The organism is Arthrobacter citreus, from assembly GCF_038405225.1.
Lineage (GTDB): Bacteria > Actinomycetota > Actinomycetes > Actinomycetales > Micrococcaceae > Arthrobacter_B > Arthrobacter_B citreus_A.
Window position 1 is genome coordinate 2,164,280 of sequence record NZ_CP151657.1, and the last position, 23,126, is coordinate 2,187,405.

The 23,126-nt window shown below is 67.5% G+C and carries 22 protein-coding genes; 5 read left to right on the forward strand and 17 right to left on the reverse strand.

Features of this window, described 5'->3' with window-relative positions; genetic code table 11:
• Positions 1 to 40: 40 nt before the first annotated feature.
• The 6 genes from AAE021_RS10070 to AAE021_RS10095 all read right to left on the reverse strand — a co-directional run bounded on the left by AAE021_RS10070 (position 41) and on the right by AAE021_RS10095 (position 8,150).
• A complete protein-coding gene (locus AAE021_RS10070; protein WP_342022201.1) occupies positions 41 to 1,336 on the reverse strand; it encodes an amidohydrolase family protein in 1,296 nt (431 codons plus the stop codon).
• A complete protein-coding gene (locus AAE021_RS10075; protein ID WP_425362476.1) occupies positions 1,333 to 2,688 on the reverse strand; it encodes a formimidoylglutamate deiminase in 1,356 nt (451 codons plus the stop codon). The genes AAE021_RS10070 and AAE021_RS10075 overlap by 4 nt, the downstream gene beginning before the upstream one ends.
• A gap of 101 nt (positions 2,689 to 2,789) precedes the next feature.
• Positions 2,790 to 4,112, reverse strand: coding sequence for an allantoate amidohydrolase (locus AAE021_RS10080; RefSeq protein WP_342022203.1), 1,323 nt, complete (start codon positions 4,110 to 4,112; stop codon positions 2,790 to 2,792).
• 2 nt (positions 4,113 to 4,114) lie between these two features.
• Positions 4,115 to 5,398, reverse strand: a complete 1,284-nt coding sequence (locus tag AAE021_RS10085) for a YjiH family protein (RefSeq protein WP_342025378.1) — start codon at positions 5,396 to 5,398, stop codon at positions 4,115 to 4,117.
• An 87-nt stretch (positions 5,399 to 5,485) separates the two neighbouring features.
• A complete protein-coding gene (locus tag AAE021_RS10090) occupies positions 5,486 to 7,171 on the reverse strand; it encodes a urocanate hydratase (protein ID WP_342022204.1) in 1,686 nt (561 codons plus the stop codon).
• A 154-nt stretch (positions 7,172 to 7,325) separates the two neighbouring features.
• The gene (locus AAE021_RS10095) at positions 7,326 to 8,150 is read right to left on the reverse strand and encodes an IclR family transcriptional regulator (protein WP_342022205.1); all 825 of its coding nucleotides are present in this window, start codon (positions 8,148 to 8,150) and stop codon (positions 7,326 to 7,328) included.
• 134 nt (positions 8,151 to 8,284) lie between these two features.
• Between AAE021_RS10095 and hutH the strand changes: the two genes are divergently transcribed.
• Genes hutH through AAE021_RS10110 form a run of 3 tightly spaced genes read left to right on the forward strand, consistent with a single transcriptional unit; the run spans position 8,285 to position 10,590 of the window.
• On the forward strand, positions 8,285 to 9,859 hold the full coding sequence (gene hutH, locus AAE021_RS10100; protein ID WP_342022206.1) for a histidine ammonia-lyase: 1,575 nt from the start codon (positions 8,285 to 8,287) through the stop codon (positions 9,857 to 9,859).
• Between the two features lie 4 nt (positions 9,860 to 9,863).
• Entirely contained in the window at positions 9,864 to 10,163 is a 300-nt protein-coding gene (locus tag AAE021_RS10105) for an acylphosphatase (RefSeq protein ID WP_342022207.1), read from the forward strand.
• Between the two features lie 40 nt (positions 10,164 to 10,203).
• Complete coding sequence (locus tag AAE021_RS10110; RefSeq protein ID WP_342022208.1) at positions 10,204 to 10,590, forward strand: hypothetical protein; 387 nt, start codon at positions 10,204 to 10,206, stop codon at positions 10,588 to 10,590.
• Positions 10,591 to 10,618: 28 nt separating this feature from the next.
• Here the strand turns inward: AAE021_RS10110 and AAE021_RS10115 are convergent, their stop codons facing one another.
• The 10 genes from AAE021_RS10115 to AAE021_RS10160 form a co-directional block, all read right to left on the reverse strand.
• Positions 10,619 to 11,656, reverse strand: coding sequence for a CU044_5270 family protein (locus AAE021_RS10115; protein ID WP_342022209.1), 1,038 nt, complete (start codon positions 11,654 to 11,656; stop codon positions 10,619 to 10,621).
• Complete coding sequence (locus tag AAE021_RS10120) at positions 11,622 to 12,215, reverse strand: RNA polymerase sigma factor (protein WP_342022210.1); 594 nt, start codon at positions 12,213 to 12,215, stop codon at positions 11,622 to 11,624. Before AAE021_RS10120 ends, AAE021_RS10115 begins: the two co-directional genes overlap by 35 nt.
• A gap of 389 nt (positions 12,216 to 12,604) precedes the next feature.
• A complete protein-coding gene (locus tag AAE021_RS10125; protein WP_342022211.1) occupies positions 12,605 to 13,666 on the reverse strand; it encodes a hypothetical protein in 1,062 nt (353 codons plus the stop codon).
• Between the two features lie 149 nt (positions 13,667 to 13,815).
• Positions 13,816 to 14,919 carry an FAD-dependent oxidoreductase gene (locus AAE021_RS10130; protein WP_342022212.1) on the reverse strand — a complete coding sequence of 368 codons (1,104 nt, stop codon included), beginning with the start codon at positions 14,917 to 14,919 and terminating at the stop codon, positions 13,816 to 13,818.
• A 55-nt stretch (positions 14,920 to 14,974) separates the two neighbouring features.
• Positions 14,975 to 15,877 (reverse strand): aminoglycoside phosphotransferase family protein, encoded by a 903-nt coding sequence (locus tag AAE021_RS10135; protein ID WP_342022213.1) that lies wholly within the window; start codon positions 15,875 to 15,877, stop codon positions 14,975 to 14,977.
• A gap of 84 nt (positions 15,878 to 15,961) precedes the next feature.
• Entirely contained in the window at positions 15,962 to 17,479 is a 1,518-nt protein-coding gene (gatB, locus tag AAE021_RS10140; RefSeq protein WP_342022214.1) for an Asp-tRNA(Asn)/Glu-tRNA(Gln) amidotransferase subunit GatB, read from the reverse strand.
• Complete coding sequence (gene gatA / locus AAE021_RS10145) at positions 17,479 to 18,981, reverse strand: Asp-tRNA(Asn)/Glu-tRNA(Gln) amidotransferase subunit GatA (protein ID WP_342022215.1); 1,503 nt, start codon at positions 18,979 to 18,981, stop codon at positions 17,479 to 17,481. Before gatA ends, gatB begins: the two co-directional genes overlap by 1 nt.
• 8 nt (positions 18,982 to 18,989) lie before the next feature.
• Positions 18,990 to 19,286, reverse strand: a complete 297-nt coding sequence (gatC, locus tag AAE021_RS10150; protein ID WP_152221910.1) for an Asp-tRNA(Asn)/Glu-tRNA(Gln) amidotransferase subunit GatC — start codon at positions 19,284 to 19,286, stop codon at positions 18,990 to 18,992.
• A 632-nt stretch (positions 19,287 to 19,918) separates the two neighbouring features.
• Positions 19,919 to 20,413, reverse strand: a complete 495-nt coding sequence (locus AAE021_RS10155; RefSeq protein ID WP_342022216.1) for a GNAT family N-acetyltransferase — start codon at positions 20,411 to 20,413, stop codon at positions 19,919 to 19,921.
• Positions 20,414 to 20,520: 107 nt separating this feature from the next.
• Positions 20,521 to 20,967 carry a TraR/DksA family transcriptional regulator gene (locus AAE021_RS10160; RefSeq protein WP_342022217.1) on the reverse strand — a complete coding sequence of 149 codons (447 nt, stop codon included), beginning with the start codon at positions 20,965 to 20,967 and terminating at the stop codon, positions 20,521 to 20,523.
• Between the two features lie 211 nt (positions 20,968 to 21,178).
• Here AAE021_RS10160 and AAE021_RS10165 point away from each other — a divergent pair, with 211 nt between their 5' ends.
• Together AAE021_RS10165 and AAE021_RS10170 are read left to right on the forward strand one after the other, a co-directional pair.
• Positions 21,179 to 21,928 (forward strand): class I SAM-dependent methyltransferase, encoded by a 750-nt coding sequence (locus AAE021_RS10165; protein WP_342022218.1) that lies wholly within the window; start codon positions 21,179 to 21,181, stop codon positions 21,926 to 21,928.
• A gap of 56 nt (positions 21,929 to 21,984) precedes the next feature.
• Positions 21,985 to 22,599 carry a GNAT family protein gene (locus AAE021_RS10170; protein WP_342022219.1) on the forward strand — a complete coding sequence of 205 codons (615 nt, stop codon included), beginning with the start codon at positions 21,985 to 21,987 and terminating at the stop codon, positions 22,597 to 22,599.
• An 11-nt stretch (positions 22,600 to 22,610) separates the two neighbouring features.
• On the opposite strand, the gene AAE021_RS10175 is transcribed toward AAE021_RS10170, so the two are convergent.
• On the reverse strand, positions 22,611 to 23,108 hold the full coding sequence (locus tag AAE021_RS10175) for a hypothetical protein (RefSeq protein WP_342022220.1): 498 nt from the start codon (positions 23,106 to 23,108) through the stop codon (positions 22,611 to 22,613).
• Positions 23,109 to 23,126 lie beyond the last annotated feature (18 nt).

A 23,126-nucleotide genomic window follows, 5' to 3' on the forward strand; every position in this document is an offset into this window, starting at 1 on the left:
TTCAGGGGTTCGGGGGGTCACGGGCTCAGCGGCCGCGGATTCAGCGCACCCGCACACCGGCACGCCACACGGTACCGGTCAACGGCATGCCCGGCCGGTAGGCCAGATGCGCGGCCGAGGGGGCGTTGAGCAGCTGCAGATCCGCCCGGTGCCCGACGGCGAGCGACCCCACGGCGCGCTGTCCGTCCCGGTCAGTGCCGCGGTTCACCCGCAGGGCGAGCGCACCGCCGTACGTTGCGGCACGGACGGCTTCCTGCACGGTCAGCCTCATCTGCAGCACGGCGGTCGCGACGCAGAAGTTCATTGAACTCGTGTATGACGTCCCCGGGTTGCAGTTCGAGGCCAGCGCCACCGGCACACCGGCATCCAGCAGCCGGCGGGCATCGGCCAGCGGTGCCCGGGTGGACAGATCGCAGGCGGGCAGGCAGGTTGCCACTGTGCCAGGACCGCCGACACCGGCAGCGGCGCCCGCACCGACACCGGCGCCTTCGGCTCCGGCCCCGGTGCCCCCGCTCCACCCGGACCAGGTCCCGGCGAGCGCGTCGACGTCGCCGTCGGACAGGTAGTTCACGTGATCCACGCTGGCGGCCCCGAATTCCACGGCCAGCTGGACGCCGGCACCGTGGCCCAGCTGGTTTCCGTGCGCCCGCAGCCCGAGCCCGGCATCCCGGCATGCTGCCAGCACGCGCCGCGACTGCTCCTCGGTGAAGGCGCCCTTCTCGCAGAACACGTCAGCCCACTGCACGTACGGGCGCACGGCGGCGAGCATGTCGGTGCAGACCAGCTCGGTGTACTCGTCCGGATCGGCACCGTGGGGCACCAGATGGGCGCCGAGAAAGGTGACGGTGTCCGCGACGGTGGAGGCGATGCGCGCGTGCCGCCGCTCCTCCTCCACGCTGAGCCCGTAACCGGTCTTGGTTTCCAGGTAGGTGGTTCCGCCCGCGGCGGCCTCCGCCACCCGGGCCAGCAGCAGCCGGGTCAGGTCATAGTCCGAGGCCTCACGCGTGGCTGCGGTGGTCACGGCAATGCCGCCGGCGGCGTAGGATTCTCCAGCCATCCTTGCCTCGAATTCGGCGCTGCGGTCCCCGGCGAACACCAGGTGCGTGTGCGAATCCACCCAACCGGGCAGCCCGGCCCGTCCCCCGGCGTCCACCGCCGAGTCGGCGGCCGGAGCGTGGGCGGCGGCACCGATCCAGCTGATCCGCTCCCCCTCGAAGACCACCGCCGCGTCCTTCAGCACGGCGGCCGGGGCACCGTCGGCGTAGTCCTGCGTGGAGAGTTCGCCGATGTTGGTGATCAGGGTCGAAGCGGTGCTCTGGGGTGTAACCGTGCTCATGGGCGCGGGGTTCCTTCCAACGTAGAGGTGCGGGCGGCGTCCACGGCCGCGATGGCCGTGCCCAGCAGGGCGGCTGGATTCCCCAGCGTGGTGTGCCGTCCGCTGCGGGCGCGGATACGGCCGCCGACGACGACGGTGTGCACATCCGCGGCAGTGGCCGTGAGTGACAGCTGCCCGGGACGGGAGCCGGCGGTCCGGATGCTCGCCGGGTCCACGCACATCAGATCGCAGACCTTCCCGGCCTCCAACCCCGGCTCCGGCCGGTCTTGGGCGCGCGCCCCGGCGCCCGACACGGCCGCGTGCAGGTCGGCCGGCGTAAAACGGCCGCGTTCCCCCGAGGACAGCCGCTCCCCGTGTTCCAGGGCGCGCATCTCGAGGAAGGGATCGACGACGGCGTGCTGGTCGGTGCCCAGCGCGATCCGGGCGCCGGCGGCACGCAGCGCGGCGGCCGGACCAATTCCGTCCGCCAGGTCAGCTTCGGTGGTGGGACACATGACCACGGTGGCGCCGGCATCCCCCAGGACGGAAATGTCCTCTTCGCTGAGGTGGGTGGCGTGCACGGCGGACAGCCGCGAACTGATCAGTCCGTGCTTGTCCAGGAGCATTGTGGGGGTCAGGCCGGTGGCCTGCACACAGGCCTCGTTCTCGGCGGGCTGCTCCGAGAGGTGGATGTGCAGGGGAATCCCGTCCGGGAGGCCGGCCGCAATGGTGGGCAGGGCAGCTTCCGGCACGCCGCGCACCGAGTGCAGCGCGGCCCCCACGCTGACGAGTGCCGGATCGAACTCCGCGGTTACGGCCGTTCGCAGCGACGCGAGGCGGTGCAGCCAGCCCTGCGCATCGCGGTCCCCGAAACGCTGCTGCCGCCCGTTCAGCGGAACCCCGAATCCACCGGCCAGGTAACAGGTGTCCAGCAGGGTCAGCCGGATGCCGGCGGCGACGGCGGCGCGGGCCAGGGCTCGTTCCATGGCGTGGTCGCCGGTCTCTGACCCGCCGTACGTGCTGCCGTCCGGGCGGTGGTGGACATAGTGGAACTCCGCCACGGAGGTGAACCCGGTGACCACCATTTCGGCGAACACGGCGGTGGCCAGCTGCTCGTACAGCTCCGGGGTCAGGGCACCGGCCGCCTCGTACATCTGCTCGCGCCAGGTCCAGAAGCTGCCGGAACCGCCGGCGTGTGTGCGTCCGCGCAGGACCCGGTGGAAGGCATGGGAATGAGCGTTCGACGCCGCCGGGAAGCTGACGCCGGGCAGCCGACAGTCACCCTCCCGGGCGGGCACCCAGGTTTCGGATCCGGTGACCATCCCGGCGCTGTCGACCTCCAGCCGGACGCCCGGCACCACGGCGCCGTCCACCCAGCCCTGCTCACACCAGAAGAAGCGGACCCCTTCGGCGGCGGCCCCGGCGGATGTCCCGGTGGCCGGACCACCGGCGGTCCCCTTGGCGGCCGGACTGCTCACAGCAGGTCCTGCAGCACGTCGGCCAGGGCCTGCACGCCGAGCTCGGCGTCGCCGTCCTCCACGTACTCCTCGGGCGAATGGCTGATGCCGGAGGGGTTCCGGACAAACAGCATGCCGGTGGGCACGCGGGCCGCGAGCACCCCGGCGTCGTGTCCGGCGCCGGTGGCCAGGACCGGGGCGCCGGGGACCGTGCGGGCCACCGACTGCGCCAAGGCGCGCTGCAGGGCGGGATCGAAGTGGACCGTGCCGGAGAACGATTCCTCGGTCAGCTGCACGCTGCAGCCTTCAAACGCGGCAATCTTCTGGGCCTGGCCGTGGATTTTCTCCACCAGAGCGGCGGTCACGGCGTCGTCGGGGTGGCGGACGTCCAGCCAAAGGTCCACCCGGGATGCAATGACGTTGGTTCCGCCCGGGACCGGTTCCAGCCGGCCCACGGTGGCGCGGGCACCGGACTGGGAGGCTGCGGTCTGGCGCACGGCCACAATCAGCTGCGCTGCCGCGACCATGGGATCAGACCGGTCCGCCATCAGCGTGGTTCCGGCGTGGTTGCCCTGCCCGGTGATGGAGAACCGCCACCGGCCGTGGCCCAGGATGGAGCCGGCCACCGCAACGGCGGGTCCGCGGCCGGCGGCATCGGTGAACTCTTCGGTGTTCAGGCCCTTGCCCTGCTCCACGTGCAGTTCCACGAAGTCGCCAATGAGGCTCAGCGTGGCGTCGTCCCGGCCCATGCGGTCCGGATCCAGGCCGTTGGCGCGGGAGACATCGGCGAAGGTGTTGCCGTCAGCATCGCGCAGGGCCAGCGCCTTGCGCGGCTCGATGGCGCCGGCCAGCAGCCGGGAACCGAGGCAGGCCACGCCAAAGCGCGAGCCTTCCTCCTCCGGGAACACCGCGACGGCGAGCGCCCGGTTCCGCTGCAGGCTGCCGGTGTTTTCCCGGTCCTGCAGGATGTCCACGGCGGCGAGGGCGCTGGCCACACCCAGCGGCCCGTCGAAGGCGCCGCCCCCGGGAACGGAGTCCAAGTGGGAGCCTGTAACCAGGGCGCCCCGGCGTTCCGGAGCTGAATCGGTGCCGGACCCGGGAACGGGCGCGCCGCCGGATCCCTTGGATCCGCCGCCGGGCAGATCCCACCAGGCCCAGAGGATGCCGTTCCGGTCCGTCTCCACCGACAGCCCCCGGCGGGAAGCCTCCGCGGTGAACCACGCGCGCAGGTCTCCTTCCGCCGTTGAGTAGACTGGCCGGCTGTAGCCGCCGCGGCGTCCGTCGCGGCCGGTGTCTTCGATGGCTCTCAGCAGGGTGTTGACGCTTGTTGTGTTCACCATGTCTATGTTCCCACCAGCAGGAACGCCACCGGCGTCGTGATGATCAGGCTCAGTGCCACCCGCTCGGCCCAGATGACCACCAGCTGCCACACCTTGAGGGGAATCCTGGTGGCCAGGATGCACGGCACCAGTGCGGAGAAGAAGATGATCGCTGAGACACAGACGACGGCGATGACCAGCCGCAGGACCTCGGACTCGTGCCCGGCCACCACCGTGGCGGGCAGGAACATCTCGGCGATGCCGACGGCGGACGCCTTGGCGGCGAGCATTGGATCCGGCAGCTGGAGCACCAGGGTGAGCGGATAAAAGAGGTAGCCGAGCCAGTCGAACACGGGGGTGAAACGGGCCAGCAGCAGGCCGATCAGACCCACGGACATGATGGAGGGCAGGATGGCCATGGACATGAGCACGCCGTCGCGGATGTTGTCCAGGACGTTCCGACCCAGCCGCGGAGCGGTTTTCAGGGCGGTCAGGGCCTCATTCCAGGCCGCGGCTCCCCGGTTGCCGGTGACCTTCGCTTCCGGCTGGGGCGTTGAACCCGGAAAATAGTCATCCGGGATGCGGCTCAGCGGCGGAATCCGCACCGTGATGGCCGTGACCGCGAAGGTGACGGCAAAGGTGAGGAAAAAGTACGGCAGCCACAGGTGCATGATGTCCAGGGTTTTCGCGACGATCAGCATGAAGGTCACCGACACCGTGGAGAAACCCGTGGCGATGATTGACGCCTCGCGCGCCGTGTAGCGTCCGCTCTGGTACACCCGGTCGGTGATCAGCAGTCCCAGCGAATAGCTGCCCACAAAGGAGGCGACGGCGTCGACCGCCGAGCGTCCCGGCGTCCGCCATACGGGGCGCATGACCCGCTGCACCATGACGCCGGTGAATTCCATCAGTCCGTAGCCCACCAGCAGGGCCAGGAAGATGGCTCCTATGGGGACAATGAAGCCCACCGGAATGACCAGCTTGTCGAACAGGAACGGTCCCAGGTCCGGGTCGAAGAACCACTGCGGACCGAAACCGAAAACCAGCATGGTCCCGGTGATGAGTCCAATGATGTTCAGCAGCGCGAAGGTCCGCTTCAGCGGGGATTCCCGCCACCGACCGCTGGCGAACGGATACACGGTGCCGGCCAGGATCAGGGCCAGGGCGATGTACCGGGTCAGTTCGCCCAGCCCTCCGGTGATCCAGGTGACCAGGTGGTCCAGCGGAATGGTGTTCTTGCCCCCGAGGGTGATCGGGATGAAGAACATGAAGATGCCGATGCCGCTGTAGACAAAGAACCGCCACATACCGGTCCGCGCCGCGGGTGCGTCCGCCGGTGATGGGCTTGCTGCTGCACTGTCGGGCCTGTTGCTGGAGGCTTCCACGGGGTCCCCTTACTCTTCCATCGGAATGCGGATGCCGCGCTCGGCGGCAACTTCGGACGCGCGGTCATAACCGGCGTCGGCATGGCGGACGACGCCGGTGCCCGGATCGTTGGTCAGCAGCCGTTCCAGCTTGCGCGCCGCCAGGTCGGTGCCGTCGGCCACTGACACCTGTCCGGCGTGGATGGACCGGCCAATGCCAACGCCGCCGCCGTGGTGGATCGACACCCAGGTGGCCCCGGAGGCGGTGTTCAGCATCGCGTTGAGCAGCGGCCAGTCGGCGACGGCGTCGGAGCCGTCCGCCATGGCTTCGGTTTCCCGGTACGGCGAGGCTACGGAACCGGAGTCCAGGTGGTCACGGCCGATCACGATCGGAGCGCTGACCTTGCCCTCGGCCACCAGCTGGTTGAACAGCAGGCCCGCCTTGGCCCGGTCGCCGTACCCCAACCAACAAATCCGTGCCGGCAGCCCTTCAAACTCGACATGCTCCGCGGCGGCGTCCAGCCAGCGGTGCAGGCGGGTGTTCTCCGGAAACAGCTCCTTCATGGCGGCGTCGGTGACGGCGATGTCCGCCGGGTCACCGGAGAGCGCCACCCAGCGGAACGGGCCCATCCCCTCGCAGAACAGCGGGCGGATATAGGCAGGAACAAACCCGGGAAACTCAAAGGCCCGCTCGAACCCGCCTTGGCGCGCCTCGTCGCGGATTGAGTTGCCGTAGTCGAACACCTCGGCGCCGGCGTCCTGGAAGCCCACCATGGCCGCCACTTGGCGGGCCATCGACTCGCGGGCCTTCTTGGTGAACCCTTCGGGATCAGCGGCGGCTTCCGCTTTCCATTCCTCCACCGGGATACCCACGGGCAGGTAGCTCAGCGGATCGTGGGCCGAGGTCTGGTCGGTCACGATGTCCACGGTGATGGTCCCTGCTTCGTGCCGGCGCAGCAGTTCCTCGAACACCTCGGCGGCGTTGCCCACCAGGCCCACCGACAGCGCCCGCTTTTCCGCCTTCGCGGCCATGACCTTGGCGACGGCGGTGTCCAGGTCGGTTTCCACCTCGTGCAGGTAGCGCTTGCCGGCGCGGCGGCGCAACCGGGTCTCGTCGACGTCGACAATCAGGACCGCTCCCCCATTGAGGGTGACGGCCAGCGGCTGTGCCCCGCCCATGCCGCCGCAGCCGCCGGTGAGGGTCAGGGTTCCGGCCAGGGTGGCGTTCTCATCGGCGAACAGTTTCCGGGCGACGGCGCCGAAGGTTTCGTAGGTGCCCTGCAGGATGCCCTGCGTGCCGATGTAGATCCAGGAGCCGGCGGTCATCTGCCCGTACATCATCAGGCCTTCGGCCTCGAGCCGGCGGAACTCGGGCCAGGTGGCCCAGTCCCCCACCAGGTTGGAGTTGGCCAGCAGGACCCGCGGTGCCCACTCGTTGGTGCGGAACACGCCCACGGGCTTGCCGGACTGGACCAGCAGGGTTTCGTCATCCTCCAGGGTGGCCAGGGTGCGGGTGATCGCGTCGTAGGCCTCCCAGCTCCGTGCTGCCCGTCCGGTGCCGCCGTAGACCACCAGGTCCTCGGGGCGTTCAGCGACCTCCGGGTCCAGGTTGTTCATGAGCATGCGCAGCGGGGCTTCGGTCTGCCAGCTCTTGGCGGTCAGGGAGGTGCCGCGGGCGGCGCGGATGCTGCGGGAGGGATCAGAAGTAGTAGCCATGTTCCGACCGTAACCGCGCAGTGTTTCCCGGAAGTGAACACCGTCACACTGTCTGGTATCCCAGACGGGGACTGTCTGAGCAGTCCCGTGATCCGGGTATTCCGGCCTGCCCTCCGGGGATGACCGGACGACGCCGGGCCGGGTCTATCCGGATTTATGACGCGTTGTCTGCGCGTCCCGCCCCGGACTGAACGCCCAGCCGGCGGGAGATTTCCGCCGCGCACCTGACCAAAGCCGAAAGCCACTGGTCTGCAAAGTCGCCGATCTTCCGTCCCGCCGGTCCCGCTGCGGAACCGGCCACCAGGTCATTCGGCGCCGTCAGGGTCACACTGGCAACGGCCCGTCCGGACCGGTCCAGCACCGGAACCGAAAGCGAGGAAAAGCCGTCGGTTACTTCATTTTCCTCCCACGCATAACCGACCTCCCGCACCTGTTCCAGCAGGGTGCCCAAAGGCGGACCGGTCCGGCCTGACCTCATCGACGCCGGATCCGGATACAGCGCATGCAGCTGTGCGTCGGTCATCTGTGCCAGCATGGCCCGTCCGCTGGCTGTCCGGTGTGCCGGGAGCCGGATGCCGGCGTCGGTCACCAGCGGCAGCTGGTGGGGAGCACGTTCCTCAATCACGTAGATCACGTCGGTTCCCTGCAGCACGGCCAGGTGTGCGGTCAGCCGGGTGCGGGCCACCAGATTCCGCAGCGGAAAGCGTCCAATGCGCTGCAGGGGTGCCTGCCGGGCATACCCGGTGCCGAGCTCATGCGCCGTTGCCCCCAGGGCGTATTTGCGTTCCTCCGGCAAATGCACGGCAAAGCCGTCCGCGACGAGGGCGGCGAGCAGGTGATAGGTGGTGGAGCGCGGCAGGGCCAAATCCCGCGCAATGGCGGTGGCACTCACTGGTCCGGCCTGCTTCCCCAGGTGGCGCAGGATCGAGAGGACCTGGGCGGCGGCGGGAACCTGCACCCGGGAATAGCTTTCTGGCATGCCCAGATCCTAGGGCACTGTCTGGGATCCCAGAAACAGAATCCGGTGCCGGCATAGGCCGCGCCCGCAACTGATGCTTCGATAGGAGGTGCAGCATCAGAATCGGAGACGCATCTCCGCAAAGACGGGGAGAGATGGAAACGACAAAGAGCACCACCACATTCGTAGAGCTGGGCACCGGCCCCCTGGCCGCCGGGGAGATTGTTGCGGTGGCCCGGCATGGAGCGGCGGTGGCGCTGACCGATGAGGCACTGGCCGCCATGGAATCCTCCCGTGCAGTGATCGAGGAGCTCGCCGCCGACGAGAAGCCGCACTACGGAGTGTCCACCGGTTTCGGTGCGCTCGCCGTCAAGCAGATTGTTCCGGAACAGCGCCGGCAGCTGCAGCGCTCCCTCATCCGCAGCCACGCGGCGTCGTCGGGCGCCGAGGTGGACCGTGAGGTGATCCGCGCCCTTATGCTGAACCGGCTCGCCACCCTGGCCACCGGCCGCACCGGCGTCCGCCCCGCCATCGCCCGCGCCTATGCCGGGCTCCTCAATGCGGGGATCACGCCCGTGGTCGGCGAGTACGGATCCCTGGGCTGCTCGGGCGATTTGGCTCCCCTCTCGCACTGCGCCCTGGCCCTTATGGGCGAGGGGAACGTGCGCACGGCCGACGGCGAACTGGTCCCCGCCGCCGCGGCGCTTGCCGCCGCCGGACTGGAGCCGGTGGAGCTGCAGGAGAAGGAGGGCCTGGCCCTGATCAACGGCACGGACGGGATGCTGGGCATGCTCACGCTCGCCGTCGCCGACCTGGGCCTGCTGCTGAGCACGGCTGATCTTGCCGCTGCCATGAGCGTGGAGGGGCTGCTGGGCAGCGACGCCGTTTTTGCCGCCGATCTGCAGGCCCTGCGCCCGCAGCCCGGGCAGGGCGAATCCGCGGCGAACATCCGCTCGCTCCTGAACGGCTCAGCCCTGATCGAGGAGCAGAAAACGGGGACGTTCACCCGGGTCCAGGATGCCTACTCGCTGCGGTGCGCGCCCCAGGTTCACGGCGCCGCCCGGTCAACACTGATGCACGCGGCGAATGTTGCGGAGTGCGAGCGCGCATCGGCCATCGACAATCCGGTGGTGACTCTCGACGGCCGGCTGGAGTCCAACGGCAATTTCCACGGCGCACCAGTGGGATATGTGCTGGATTTCCTGGCCATCGCCGTCGCCGACGTCGCATCCATGAGCGAGCGGCGCACCGACCGCTTCCTGGACCGCAACCGCAGCCACGGGCTCAACGCCTTCCTGGCCTTCGATCCGGGTGTGGACTCGGGCCACATGATCGCCCAGTACACGCAGGCCGGGATTGTGTCCGAGCTCAAGCGGCTGGCTGTGCCGGCGTCGGTGGATTCGATTCCGTCCTCGGCCATGCAGGAGGACCACGTGTCGATGGGCTGGGCAGCGGGCCTCAAGCTGCGCCGGGCGATCGACGGCCTGACCCGGGTGCTGGCGATCGAACTGCTGACGTCCGCGCGTGCCCTGGACATGCGCGACGGCGGAGTGGACACCTCCCGCAGCGCCCCCGCGGTCACGGCGGTGCGGACAGTGATGCGGACGGTGGTTCCGGGACCGGGACCGGACCGGTACCTGGCACCGGAGATCGAGGCCGCACGGCTGCTGGTGGCCGACGGTTCCCTGCTGGCTGCTGCTGACGCCGCGCTGGGCAGGCCGTTACTCTAGGCCCATGACGCCTTCGGATTCAGGTTCGCCCCGGGCCCGCCGCATGACCGCCCGAATCACCGGTGAAGTGCAGGCGGTGGGGTTCCGCTACCGGACCCTGCAGCAGGCCATGCGGCTTGGCCTCACGGGGGTGGCGTCCAACAGCCCGGACGGTTCAGTGCAGGTGGTGGCTGAAGGACCGCAGCCGGCTGTCGACGCACTGCTGGAATGGCTCGGGTCCCCCGCCGCACCCGGAACCGTCCGCGGAATTGAGGAGTCCTTCTCCGACGCCACCGGTGAGTTTCCGGATTTCACCACGGGCTAGCCACGCGTTTTGCGGCGGTCGGGGTGCGAGGATTCAGGGTGTGGACACAGAGCGTGAATTTCTCAGGTACCAGGCACAGCATCCGAACCGGCGCGGGGCCAAGGCCGGAATCTTCGGCCTGGCCAACGGGCTGGCCCGGGAGGGGCTGCTGACTGACGGGGACTATCAGTGGTGGGTCAGCTCCAACGCCTGGTACGACGCCGCGTACCCCGATCCGAACACCGTTGATCCCGCGGTTTATGACCGCGGGATCAACCCGTATGCCCAGGCCTGGTTCAAGACAACGGCAGGACACCTGCTGGCCCGGATTCCCGGATACCTCGATCTCCTGACCCGCTACGGAATCCGCTGGGAGGAAGTGCGGTCAACCGACCCGGGGAAGGTCCTCTATGAAGACGATGTCCAAGTGGTGGTAAACCCCCACTAGTGAGGCTGCAGCGCCGGATTCGCCGCGTTTACGGCGCCTCGTCCACCACCGAGGTGGTGATTGCCGTCCACGAGACGACCGTTCCGGCCGGAACCCCGTCCCGCGCTGCGAGCAGGACTTCCCGCTCACCAATCACGAGACCGCTTTGCGGATCAATGATGATCTCGGTGCGGGAACCGGAGAACCGGGTGTCCATACCCAGGGAGATCCCCACCCGGCCGTCCATCATGGCTTGAGGATCAATAACGGAGACACCGGGCACCAGGGCTGCTGCTCCATACAGGGCCGCCCGAAGGTCGGCGGGAATGACCCCTGACCTCAGCGTGTCTGCAATGGCGTTGAACGCTGCCTCGTCCGTTGTTGGGCCGCTGCCATAGGTTTGCTCGTAGATCAGGTCCAGCAGTTCCCGGGGATCACGCGGGGCGCTGCCGAGCGCTTCTTCGAGCGGGATGTTTCCCAAGATGCTTGGCCCAGAACCATAGAAGTTACCTGCCGGACCGCGCAGCAGTTCACCGGCGTCCAAACCATCGCGCAGCTGCGATTCGGCCAGCTGCCGTGATTGCTCGTCAAAAAACTGGACCGGACGTTGGGGTTCCCGGTTCCACACCCATTCAGCGGATAGATCCGCGGGCACGTACACCTGGCCGTCCTGGCTCTCCAGCCAGACATACTCTCCGGTCTCGTTGCTGGTGTACGCCCCGTAAACGGCCGTGGTGTCCACCAGCAGGTACTGCCCCGGACCAACCACCGGGTCCGACGTCGCGATGGTAGCCGTCGCCGCGTCGCCGAGGACTTCCGCTGCCTCCGCGCTCGCTCCCGGATGGTCTCCTGCGCCAACGACGTCGGCCACGACGAAGGAAGCTGCGATGACCGCCGCAGCGGCCGTGGCCATGGCAGCACGCCGCCACGGCCGCCGCACCGGCAGGGTGCGGACATTGTGCTGTTTGCCGGCCGCGGCTTCGGCTTCGGCACGGTTCATGAGGCGGTCCCGGCCGCGGGCCAGGACGGCGGGCGGCACGGTGCCGACGTCGTTACGCGTTTCGCGGAGCAGCTGCAGGTCGTCCATAGGTGCTTTCCTTACCGGTGAGAAGAGTGGGGCCCAAGTCGGCGCGGAGTTTTCCCCGGGCACGGTTGATGCGGGACCGGACAGTGCCAAGGGGCACTCCGGTTGCGGCGGCGATGCCCTCATAGGACAGTCCCGCCCAGACATGCAGCAGGATGGCCTCGCGGTCAATCGGTTTTAGTGCCCGCAGCGCGCGGCCGATATGAGCGCGGTTACCGGCGGCATCGAGCTGTGTTTCCACGGCTTCCATGCCGTCAAACGTGTCCCCGGGACCGCTTCGTGCCAGGGCACGCAGCATCCGTGCTTCAGCACGGTGGTGCCGGCGCAGCAGGTTCGTGGCTATGCCGAACAGCCATGGCCTCACCGCTTCGGCAGGGCCGCGGAAGGTGCTGCGGCTTTCAAAGGCGGCCAGGAAGGTTTCCGCCATCACATCCTCGGCGGCGAAGTCACCGGCGCGGCGTGCTGCATAGCGGTAGATATCCGGACCGTGCCGGTCATACAGTTCCCCGAAGGCTGCCGGGCCGAAGCGCGACTGCTCGATTATCTCTGCGTCTGTGTTCACACCTGGTAATGCCCGTTCACCGGAAAAAGTTCACGGGTTCCCCCACATTTCTTAAAAATCTTTTCGGTGCTTCTCTTCACCGGTTGGGGTTTGGCGGCTTACTGCGTGCCGTCTCCCATCTAACGCTGTTCAGACTAGCCCGGCCTGGCCGGCCCGGCCGTTTATCCGGGCAAAGAAAAACGCCGGCAGACTATGGGTTGGTTGGGGGAACAAACCTAGTCTGCCGGCGCCGGATAGGTCACTACGCTATCCATTCATCACTCGCACCCTTATGAGGTACCTACTACGTTAATGTCCTCTGCTGGACGGAGACTGTAGGAAAGCTGGCAACTCCCTGAACGCTCCGCCCCTGGTGACCCGCGGATACCGCAGGTCAGGAGGCCAATCCGTCAGGAAGCCCGCTTGCGGCTGTCCGGCACGTGCTGCAGCCGCGGCTGCGGCATTGCGTTGCTGGAGGCCAGCACCAGCGCCGGGCGTGTGGATTTCTGTGCTGTATTGCAGATCTGAACGACCGGGCCAACAGGTCCGGCGGAGCTGTCCTTGGCCCCCGGCTGCTTCATCCCGGTCTGGCGGTCCGCGGAACCGGCGGTTCGCTTGGCCGCCGCCGACACCGATCCGCTGTTGTTGGCGGGACGGCCTTTTGCCTGTGTCGTTCTGCCCTGGGGAGCTTTTGACGAGGCCTTGGTCCGCTGCGCGGTTTTCACGCTGGCCTTACCCGGACCGGATTTCACCGGCGCGGTCTTACCCGGCCCCGGCTTGCCCGCGGTGTTCTTGTTGGGGACTGCTTTGTTGAGGGCCGACTTCGGCGCCGACTTGGCCGCGCCGGTTTTCTGTTGCGACGGGGACACCCGCTGCGCAGCGGCGGACGTCGTGCCCGTCTTAGCCGTTCCCTTGGCCACGGCCGCGGTCTTGGTGCTGGCTGCCGGAGTCCCGGTAGCTGACTGAGATTTCGTTGCCTTGGCGGGCTGCTTCTGAGCCTGCGGCTTGGCGTCGGCTGGCTTCGCCTTGGAAGCCTTGGCCGCGGGAGTGGTCACTGCTGGAGTGTCCACCGCGGGAGGAACGGCCGCGCGGACGGTGCGCGTGCTGACGGCCGACGGGCGTCCGGTGGCAGCTGCCGGCCGCAGCGCTGCCAGCAGTTCTTCGCTGGCTGATCGTGCCGTATCGACAAACACCACGGCAGCTGTGTCATCCGGCGCCGTTTCGGTCCGTTTCACCGCCGAGTTCTTCACCAGCCGGTAAACGGCGGCCATCACCACAATCAGCGCCATGCCCGTTCCGTACAGGAGCACCAGGGACAGGGCCAGAGATGTTGTTCCGCCGGAAAAGAAACCGAACCCCGTTATCGCCATCAGAAGCCAAATACTGGAAATGACGGTCAGGGCCGTTCGGACTTTTACATAGAGGGGACGCTGCTGCACGCCAACCAGCTGTGGCGGCAAAATATCTGGCACTGGGACAGACCTTTCAAGCAAAAAGGTGGATCAAAAAGAAGAGGAAGCCGACTTGGCTTTGTCCTTCAACTTTAGGCACCGGAGCCAGTAAAAAAGACCATACGCGCCCCTCTGAGCTAATTCGTTACGCAGCAAAGGTGAGATCTTGGTCACAGCGCTGCCCGGCCGGGATTTAGTGCCTGAACCGACGCTGTTTCGGGCGTCTGTCCAAGCAGCAGGGACCCGACAAGTTCGGCTATTCCGGACGATGTCTGGAAGCCGTATCCGCCCTGGCCGGCGAGCCAAAAGAACCCCGGGACAACGTCGTCGTATCCCACCACCGGCAGCCCGTCGGCCGCTTCGGTCCGAAGCCCGGTCCAGGACCGCACCACGTCCCTGATGCCCAGGGTGGTGACGGAATTGACGTGTTTGATGAGCGCGTCAATGTCAGCCTGCTGCGGCTGGGCATCCATGGGACCGCTCGGGACGGTTTCGGACGGGGAGATCAGCACGTGACTGCCTTCCGGCCGGTAGTAGAAGGATTCATCGGCGGCGGCCACCATCGGAGCGCCAGGCTCCAGCGGGTGTTCGACGACGACGATGGCGGCCGAGCGCCGGTACGGCTGCAGTCCGCGCGGCCTGGCTCCGTACAGCCCGGCGAGCTGGTCGGCCCAGGCTCCGGCTGCATTGACCACCACCCGTGACCGGATCTGTTGCGGTCCTGCCGTGGTGACCCAGCCGCCGTCGCCGTCTCCACCGGAATTGGTGGTGGCCCCGCGCACTGGATGACCGGTCAGGATCTGGCCACCCCGGTCCAGGATGCGCTGCCGGTGGTACTCCATCAGCGCGTCGGTGTTGCAGGCGACGGATGTGGTGTCCAGCCCGGCGGCTGCAAACCGGCCGGGCCGCAGCTCCGGGGCAAGGGCCTGCATCTGGGCGGCCGTGATCGGGTGCATATGGCCGCTGGCCCGGTCCCGGACGCCTTCCTCGCTGCCCACCAGCAGGAAACTGCGCGGCGTGAGGACCGGTTCCGGAAGGTGGACTTCCAACGCGCGGATCAGCGCCAGGGTCCGGATGGTCAGCTCCTGGATGACATCCGGCCCGTAGCTCGGAATCAGCTGCCGGGCTGATCGTGAGGAGGTGTGATAGCCCAAGGACTGCTCGGCCTCCACCACCAGCACGCCGGTGCGGCCGGCCAGCGCCGAACCGAGTGACAGGCCGGCGATTCCTCCGCCGACCACCAGGACGTCAACGTCCGTTTCGTTAGTCTCCACCAGGTGCCTCCTCCGCACGCACGACTGCAAATCCGCTTTGACCGGTGAACCCCGGTTACATCCCGCCCCGGCCGTCGGTCAGGATTTCCATCAGGGTCTCCGATCCCATCAAATACATGCCCGGATGATCGTCCGAGTTCGCCAGCAGGGCCGAGGCCATGCAGACCGCCCAGCCCTGCGCCCTCCCCCAGATGTGTGGATCGGCGTCGTACTGGCTGCCCAGGGAGCCGCGGAACTCAGTGCGGCCGGTCTGGTCGAAAACGAGCCACGCCGCGGCCAGGTCAGTGGCCGGATCTCCGGCGGTCAGATCGCCGAAGTCAATCACGGCCTCCAGTCCCCCGTCCGCACCGCCCACCAGGTTGGCCGGATGCAGGTCACCATGCAGCCACACGGGCGGGCCGGGCCACAGCGGAAGCTCAAGGCTGGCTTCCCACAGCTCCCGAACCCGGGCTGCGTGCGGCACCATGCCGCTGTCCAGACGGCTGCGAACGGCGTCATCCCGGCTGGCGAGCGGAACACCGCGCACCGGATTGCGGGGATACCCGGCGGGAGCCGGCTGGTGAAAGGCGTTCAGGAAGCCGGCCAGCGGTGCGGCCAGGGCTGTGTTGCGGTCCCGCGGCAGCAGGGACACCTCGCAGCCGGAAAACCAGCGGGTGACATTCCAGGGCCAGGGAAACACCTCGGAAGGTGCTCCGGCGAACAGCGGCGACGATGTCCCCACCGACAGGCCGGCGGTCAGGGCCGGCAACCAGGCCTGCTCATTGGCGGTCAGCTGGGCGGCGGCCAGGCGCCGGGGCAGCCGGACGGCATAGTCGGTGCCCAGGCGGAAGATGTAGTTGTCCCAGCCGTTGGCCACTGACCGCAGCGGCTGATCCGCCAGGGACGGATGCTGCTCGCGCAGCAGCTGCCGCACCAGGTCCGCATCCACGGATATCTCGGCAGGAGGATGATTGGCCATGCCTGAACCCTACCGTCAACACAAAACGCCGGCTCCCGGGAGACCCGGAGCCGGCGTTTATTTCTGCGTGATTCTTTGCGTCTGTCAGCCCTGCACGCCGAGGCGTTCGAGGATCAGCTCGCGCACGCGGCCGGCGTCGGCCTGTCCGCGGGTGGCCTTCATGACGCCGCCAACGATGGCGCCGACAGCCTGGACCTTGCCGCCGCGGATCTTGTCCGCGACGTCGGGCTGGGCTGCCAGTGCGGCGTCGATGGCTTCGAGCAGCGGGCCGTCATCGGACACCACGGCCAGGCCGCGCGCCTCGATGACTTCCTCGGGGGTGCCTTCGCCGGCGAGGACGCCGTCCAGGACCTGGCGGGCCAGCTTGTCATTGATCTTCCCGGCCTGGATCAGGCGGTCCAGTTCAACGATCAGCTCCGGCGTGACGCCAACCTCGGTGGGGTCCACTTCGGCTTCCTTGGCGCGGCGGGACACTTCGCCCATCCACCACTTGCGGGCCACCTGTGCGGAAGCGCCGGCGGCAATGGTGTCTTCGATGGAGTCCATGACTCCGGCGTTGATCACGTCGCGGAACTCCGCGTCCGAGTAGCCCCAGTCGGCCTGCAGGCGCTTGCGGCGCTCGGCCGGCGGCTCGGGCAGGCGGGAGCGCAGCTCTTCGATCCATTCCTTGGAGGTGACCACGGGAACGAGGTCGGGCTCCGGGAAGTAGCGGTAGTCATCGGCGTCGGACTTGGGCCGGCCCGACGTCGTCGAGCGGGTGTCCTCGTGCCAGTGACGGGTTTCCTGGACAATCGAGTTGCCGGAGTCCAGGACGGCGGCGTGGCGCTGGATCTCGTAGCGGACGGCGCGTTCGACGGCGCGCAGCGAGTTCACGTTCTTCGTTTCCGAGCGCGTGCCGAACTTTTCCTGGCCGTAGGGGCGCAGGGAAACGTTGGCGTCGCAGCGCACGTTGCCGCGTTCCATCTTGGCGTCGGACACGCCGAGGTTCTTGACGATCTCACGGACCGCGGCCACGTAGGCCTTGGCCAGCTCGGGTGCGCGGGATCCGGCGCCCTCGATCGGCTTGGTGACAATCTCGACCAGCGGAACGCCGGAGCGGTTGTAGTCCACCAGGGAGAAGTCGGCGCCCTGGATGCGTCCGGTGGCGCCGCCCATGTGGGTCAGCTTGCCGGCATCCTCTTCCATGTGGGCGCGTTCGATCTCGACGCGGAACACGGTGCCGTCTTCGAGCTCGATGTCCAGGTAGCCGTCGTACGCGATGGGATCTTCGTACTGCGAGGTCTGGAAGTTCTTGGGCGTGTCCGGGTAGAAGTACTGCTTCCGGGCAAAGGTGCACGACGGCGCGATCTTGCAGTTCAGCGCGAGGCCGATCAGGATCGAGTACTCCACGGCGGTCTTGTTGACCACCGGCAGCACGCCGGGCATGCCCAGGCAGACCGGGGTGACGTTGGTGTTCGGCTCGTCGCCGAACACGTTGGGCGCATCGGAGAACATCTTGGTGTTGGTGTTGAGCTCCACGTGGACCTCAAAGCCGAGCACCGGATCGTACTTCTCCATGGCCTCTTCGAAGGACAGGGTTTCGTCCTGGATGTGCACAGACATTACTTGACTCCTCCGAGTACGGGTGCGGAGGCCAGCAGCGGGCCGCCCCACTTCTGTTCCAGCAGGCCTTCCAGGGCTGCGCCGGCGCGGTACAGGCGGGCGTCTTCGCGGACCGGAGCCAGGAACTGGATGCCCACGGGCAGTCCGTCGGCCAGGCCGCCGGGGATCGAGATGCCCGGAACGCCGGCAAGGTTCGCCGGAATGGTTGCGACGTCGTTCAGGTACATCGCCAGCGGATCGTCGAGCTTCTCGCCGAGCTTGAACGCCGTGTTGGGCGAGGTCGGGGAGATCAGCACGTCGGCCTGGGCAAACGCGGCGTTGAAGTCGCGCTGGATCAGGGTGCGCACCTTCTGGGCCGAGCCGTAGTAGGCGTCGTAGTAACCGGCGGACAGCGCGTAGGTGCCCAGGATGATGCGGCGCTTGACCTCTTCGCCGAATCCGGCGGCGCGGGTAGCGCCCATGACGCGTTCGATGGTCATCGGACCGTCGGCCGGCAGGGCACGCAGGCCGTAGCGGACGCCGTCGTACTTGGCCAGGTTCGAGGAGGCCTCGGACGGCATGATCAGGTAGTAGGCGCCCAGGGCGTACTTGAAGTTGGGGCAGGAAACCTCAACAATTTCCGCTCCGGCGTCCTTGAGGAGTTCAAGGCTCTCCTGGAAACGGGCCAAGACGCCGGCTTCGTAGCCTTCGCCCTGCAGTTCCTTGATGACGCCAATGCGCATGCCTGCCACGTTGCCGTTGCGGGCAGCCTCCACGAGGTTGCCCACGGGATCGGGCAGCGAGGTGGAGTCGCGGGGATCATGACCGCCGATGACTTCCTGCAGCAGGGCAGCATCCAGCACGGTCCGGGACACCGGGCCGATCTGGTCCAGGGAGGAAGCCATGGCAATGGCGCCGTAGCGGGAAACCCCGCCGTAGGTGGGCTTCACGCCAACGGAACCGGTGACAGCGGCGGGCTGGCGGATGGAGCCGCCGGTGTCCGTGCCCAAAGCCAGCGGTGCTTCAAAGGCAGCAACTGCAGCAGCCGAACCGCCGCCGGAGCCGCCGGGAATGCGGTCCAGGTCCCACGGGTTGCGGGTGGGGCCGAATGCGGAGTGCTCCGTGGAGGAGCCCATGGCGAATTCGTCCAGGTTGGTCTTGCCCAGCATCGGCATGCGTGCGGCCCGGATGCGGGTGATCACCGTGGCGTCGTACGGGCTCATCCAGCCCTCAAGCATCTTGGAACCGGCCGTGGTGGGCTGGCCCTTGGTGACGATGAGGTCCTTGATGGCAATCGGCACGCCGGCGAGGGTGTGCAGCGTTTCGCCGGCGGCGCGGGCCTTGTCGACGTCGGCCGCAACCTGCAGCGCTTCGTCGGTGTTCACGTGGAGGAAGGCGTTGACGGCGCCGTCGACCTCCGAGATGCGGTCCAGGTGGGCCTGCGTAACTTCTACGGCGGATACCTCGCCGGATGCGAGCTTGTCCGCCAGGGCGGCGGCGCTCGAGGTGATCAGTTCATTCATGGAAGTCTTTACTCCTCATCCAGGATGGCAGGGACCTTGAAGCGGCCGGCGGCATTATCGGGTGCACCGGAGAGCGCTTCTTCATTGGTCAGTGTCTGCCCCACGACATCCTCGCGGAACACATTGGTCAGCGGGATCGGGTGGGAGGTGGCCGGGATGTCCTCACCGGCAACTTCGCTTACGGATTTGATCGAATCAACAATGACATCCAGTTCGCCGGCCATTTTGGCCAGTTCGTCCTCGGTCATCTCAATGTGGGCCAGATGCGCCAGGTGCGCCACAGCCTCACGATTGATCTCAGACATGAGTCTCCCATGCGTCTTTTACGGATAAAAAGGTATCCGTTCCAGTCTACGGCGTTTGGTGGCGCGGTTTTCCGTGTGCCGGGGCCGGACGGGTGCCTGGCTGCGGGGGCCGGACCGGGAGCCGGTTCCGGGCCGGGCCGGGGGCGGGGGCGGGGGCGGGGGCGGGGGCAAAATGCGCCAGGGCCCCAACGACGGTAGCTGCGGTCCGGGCCGGGGGTGGGGCGGGGGTGGGCCAAAATGCGTCAGGGCCCCAACGACGGGAGCTGCGGTCCGGGCCAAGTCCGTTGCGGGCTGCAAACCAAGGGCTGCAATCCAAGGGCCGACGGCGCCCCTTTCCCCCGAATCATGCCTGCGGCTCATCTCGGGGACAGCATCCCCACATCCATCGTGCAGATAACGGGGCTTCCCCGCATCCATCGTGCAGATAAGGGGCTCAAAAGGGCCGATTCCGACGTTTTGAGCCCCTTATCTGCACGAGAGAATTCCCCAAGGCCCGTTATCTGCACGAAAGATCCGGCCTAAGCCGAATCACCCGCAAACGCGTCACCAGGACCTGACCCGTTGTGACCCGGAGGACCGCCGTGACTAAACGTTATGGGCCCGCGGGACGGGACGGGCCCCGGGGTTGAGTGCTAGAGCTCCAGGCAGAAGACCCAGAGAATGATGTCCTCGTTCGGCACGTACCAGTCGCGCTCGGGCACACGCTTGAAGCCCATGGACTTATACAGGGCATGCGCGTTGGTCATCGGGGTCATGCTGGTCAGGCTGACGGTGTGGATTCCGTCGAGGCTGCGCGCGTGCTCGATGACGGCGGCAACCAAAGCCCGGCCGACGCCGCCGCGCTGAAGCTGGGGGTCCACGGCGAGCATGCGGAATTCCAGCTCACCCTCGATGGCGATGTCAGTGTAGGGCTGACCGGCGAAGGTGATTGCGGTCGATGCCGCCACCTTGCCGTCCAGTTCGGCAACCCAGACCAGCGCGTTGGCCGCACGGTCTTCCACGTTTTCAAGTTCCTTGACGTAGGGGTTGTCTGCTTCGATGAACCCGGCGCTCAAATACGCATCACGGGTGATCCGGCGGATGTCGTCAAAGTCTGCCTCGGTGGCCTGCCGGACGGTAATGCTCATGCGTGTTACGAATCCTTACGTGGGGTCTTGATTTCCAACGTAGATTCTAGCCCCGCCAAACCATGACCATGCACCGGTGGTGACCCCGGACACGGCACGACGCCGGGTTACCGCCGTCGTGCCGCTGCGGCGCAGGAGACGCAGAACCGGGCTTCGGGCCGAATCTCCAAGCGCTCGGCGGGGATCGGATTCCCGCAGTTCTCGCACACTCCGTAGGTTCCCCTATCCAGGCGGATGCGGGCATCCATCAATTCCACGAGGGATGATTCCGCCGCCGCCAGCAGCGCCATTTCGTTGTTCCGCTCCACGGAGACCGTGGAGCCCTCCGGGTCGTGCTCGTCATCGGCGGGGGTATCTTTCGCGGCGAGAGTCACTTCGCGGATGTCGGCCAGGACGGACTCGATTTTCTCCCGCGCCTCGGCGATGCGTTCGTCCAGGAGCTGTGCAAAGTGCGTCGTGTCCAGATCAGCCGGGGTGGCGGGCCGGGGAGCCGGGGCTCGCGTGCCTGCCGCAGCCGGGGCCTTGTGGGCAGCAGCGGTTACTTTACGGGTCATGGGATTCCTCCGGTCCATGAGTGGCAAGTTTCACCAATTATCCGCGCTCACCTGCTCAAACACCCGGTATCGGCAGGCCGCTTTCCTCAGGGCTTAATCGCGGCCGCGGCCGGAGCTTTACCGCTGGCCCCCACCGGGATCAATTAGCATGGCGGAAACCAAGACGAAGGCCGCCCGGACCTCTTTCAGCCGGCCGCACAGGGGGAACAGCATGGTCGACGCGCACTACAACGAGCCGCGCCTGGTGGCGCTCTACGACGAGGACAATTCCGGCCGTTGGGACACCGACTTCTACACCGGGCTCATGGGGACCGAACCGCTGCGCGTGGCCGACGTCGGCTGCGGCACCGGCAGTTTCGCCGTCCTGCTGGCGCAGGCCGGCCACGCCGTCACGGGCATCGATCCCGCGGAAGGGATGCTGGACGTGGCCCGGACCCGCGACGGCGGGGAGCTGGTGGCATGGCTGCCCGGCACCGCCGTGGACCTGCCCGAAGGACCTTTTGACGCTGCCGTCATGACCGGCCACGCGTTTCAATGCCTGCTGACCCAGGATGAAATCCTCGAAACGCTGCAGGCGGTGCGGTCCCGGCTGGCTCCGGGCGGCACCTTCTACTTCGAAACCCGCAATCCCGCGGCCAGGGCCTGGCTCGATTGGGACAGCGCCGCCGCCGGGCCCGAAGTGCAGGAGTCATCGGCCGGAACGCTGGAGGTTGAGTGGGAACTGATCTCCGTCCGGGAGATGCCCGACGGCGTCCTGGTCACCTTTGAGGACCGGACCCGGTTCCTGGCCGACGGCGCGGCGTTTGCCAGCCGCAGCACGCTGAAGTTCGTGCCGGCTGACCTGCTGGCTCAGCTGCTTCAGCATGCGGGCTTCACTTCCGCGGACTGGTACGGAGACTGGCAGGGCGGCCCGTTCGATCCCGCAGCCAGCCGGGAAATTATCGTCGCCGCCCGGCGGTAGACGAGTGGCTTTACCGCCAGGCGCGTCCGGGGAACCGGATAGGCCATCATGGTGCCATGACCGCGAATCCCACCGGCCCCCGTTGGCCCGTCATCACGCCCCGCCTCACCATCCGTCCCGCCGAAGCCGAAGACCTGCCGCGCATGTTTGAGTACCGGCGGAAGCCCGAGGTCGCGCAATGGATGACAGCCCAGCCCACGGACGTTGACGCCTTCGTGGAGCGGCTCCGGCAGCCGGAGCAGATGGCGGCCACCTTTGCCGTGGAACAGGCCGGAGCCCTGGTCGGTGACCTTTACCTTGCCCGCCAGGACGCGTGGGCACAGCAGGAGGTAGCGGAGTTGGCGCGCGGCACGCAGGCCGAGATCGGTTACGTCATTGCACCGGAGTTCGCCGGGCGGGGGTACGCGAGTGAAGCCGTAGCCGCACTCATGCGCGTCTGCTTCGAGGACCTGGGCCTGCGCCGGGTGGTGGCGGAGTGTTTCGCCGACAACACCGCTTCCTGGCGGGTCATGGAAAAAGCGGGGATGCGGCGTGAGGGGCGGTTCCGCCAGGGGTCCCTCCACCGTTCGGGGCGCTGGCTGGATGACCTCCGCTACGCGCTCCTGGCCGATGAATGGCGTGCTTCGCGGGCCGGCGGAAGTGCCGTGGCAGAACCGCCCCTCCACACCTAACCCAGCAGCTGTTACTCCTCGGAATCCTCGGCATCCGTGAGCTGGTCCAGGCCCAGGGAGCTAACGGCGGCCATGGCCGCCATCACGAGCCGGGGCCGGGCTACCCCGCGCCGGACGAGCCACGTTTCGAGCCATTCGTCCAGCGCCAGGGTCAGGGCCAGGACCCCGCTCACGGTGACGCCCACCGTCGCAGCCAATCCGGTCACCGCGAGGACCGGCACCCGTGCGGGTGCGTCCGCACGCACGTACGAGGGAAGGGGTGCGGTGCCCGCAGCGCCATCGCCGGATCTGGAAGCGGCCGGAGAAACAAGATCCACTCGTCCGGCGGCAGCAAGTTCCCGGCCCTTCCGGCTGCCCTTCAGCACGGCGACGCCGCTGGTAACGCCGAGGACTGCCCCGGGGACGAGGACGAAAGCGCGGCGCCAGGCCGGCGACCAGTCGGCCGGGCTTCGCAGGGTGAGCGCGCCGGATAGGGCGGCGAGCGTGAGCGACAGCGGAAGATTCTTCATGGCCTACACGCTACATGC

Bases quoted from the DNA above. Each gene is read 5' to 3' on its own strand.
- AAE021_RS10070 (WP_342022201.1), bottom strand. From the start codon at position 1,336: ATGAGCACGGTTACACCCCAGAGCACCGCTTCGACCCTGATCACCAAC.
- AAE021_RS10080 (WP_342022203.1), bottom strand. From the start codon at position 4,112: ATGGTGAACACAACAAGCGTCAACACCCTGCTGAGAGCCATCGAAGAC.
- AAE021_RS10085 (WP_342025378.1), bottom strand. From the start codon at position 5,398: ATGTGGCGGTTCTTTGTCTACAGCGGCATCGGCATCTTCATGTTCTTC.
- AAE021_RS10090 (WP_342022204.1), bottom strand. From the start codon at position 7,171: ATGGCTACTACTTCTGATCCCTCCCGCAGCATCCGCGCCGCCCGCGGC.
- AAE021_RS10095 (WP_342022205.1), bottom strand. From the start codon at position 8,150: ATGCCAGAAAGCTATTCCCGGGTGCAGGTTCCCGCCGCCGCCCAGGTC.
- hutH (WP_342022206.1), top strand. From the start codon at position 8,285: ATGGAAACGACAAAGAGCACCACCACATTCGTAGAGCTGGGCACCGGC.
- AAE021_RS10105 (WP_342022207.1), top strand. From the start codon at position 9,864: ATGACGCCTTCGGATTCAGGTTCGCCCCGGGCCCGCCGCATGACCGCC.
- AAE021_RS10115 (WP_342022209.1), bottom strand. From the start codon at position 11,656: ATGGACGACCTGCAGCTGCTCCGCGAAACGCGTAACGACGTCGGCACC.
- AAE021_RS10135 (WP_342022213.1), bottom strand. From the start codon at position 15,877: ATGGCCAATCATCCTCCTGCCGAGATATCCGTGGATGCGGACCTGGTG.
- gatB (WP_342022214.1), bottom strand. From the start codon at position 17,479: ATGTCTGTGCACATCCAGGACGAAACCCTGTCCTTCGAAGAGGCCATG.
- gatA (WP_342022215.1), bottom strand. From the start codon at position 18,981: ATGAATGAACTGATCACCTCGAGCGCCGCCGCCCTGGCGGACAAGCTC.
- gatC (WP_152221910.1), bottom strand. From the start codon at position 19,286: ATGTCTGAGATCAATCGTGAGGCTGTGGCGCACCTGGCGCATCTGGCC.
- AAE021_RS10155 (WP_342022216.1), bottom strand. From the start codon at position 20,413: ATGAGCATTACCGTCCGGCAGGCCACCGAGGCAGACTTTGACGACATC.
- AAE021_RS10160 (WP_342022217.1), bottom strand. From the start codon at position 20,967: ATGACCCGTAAAGTAACCGCTGCTGCCCACAAGGCCCCGGCTGCGGCA.
- AAE021_RS10165 (WP_342022218.1), top strand. From the start codon at position 21,179: ATGGTCGACGCGCACTACAACGAGCCGCGCCTGGTGGCGCTCTACGAC.
- AAE021_RS10170 (WP_342022219.1), top strand. From the start codon at position 21,985: ATGACCGCGAATCCCACCGGCCCCCGTTGGCCCGTCATCACGCCCCGC.
- AAE021_RS10175 (WP_342022220.1), bottom strand. From the start codon at position 23,108: ATGAAGAATCTTCCGCTGTCGCTCACGCTCGCCGCCCTATCCGGCGCG.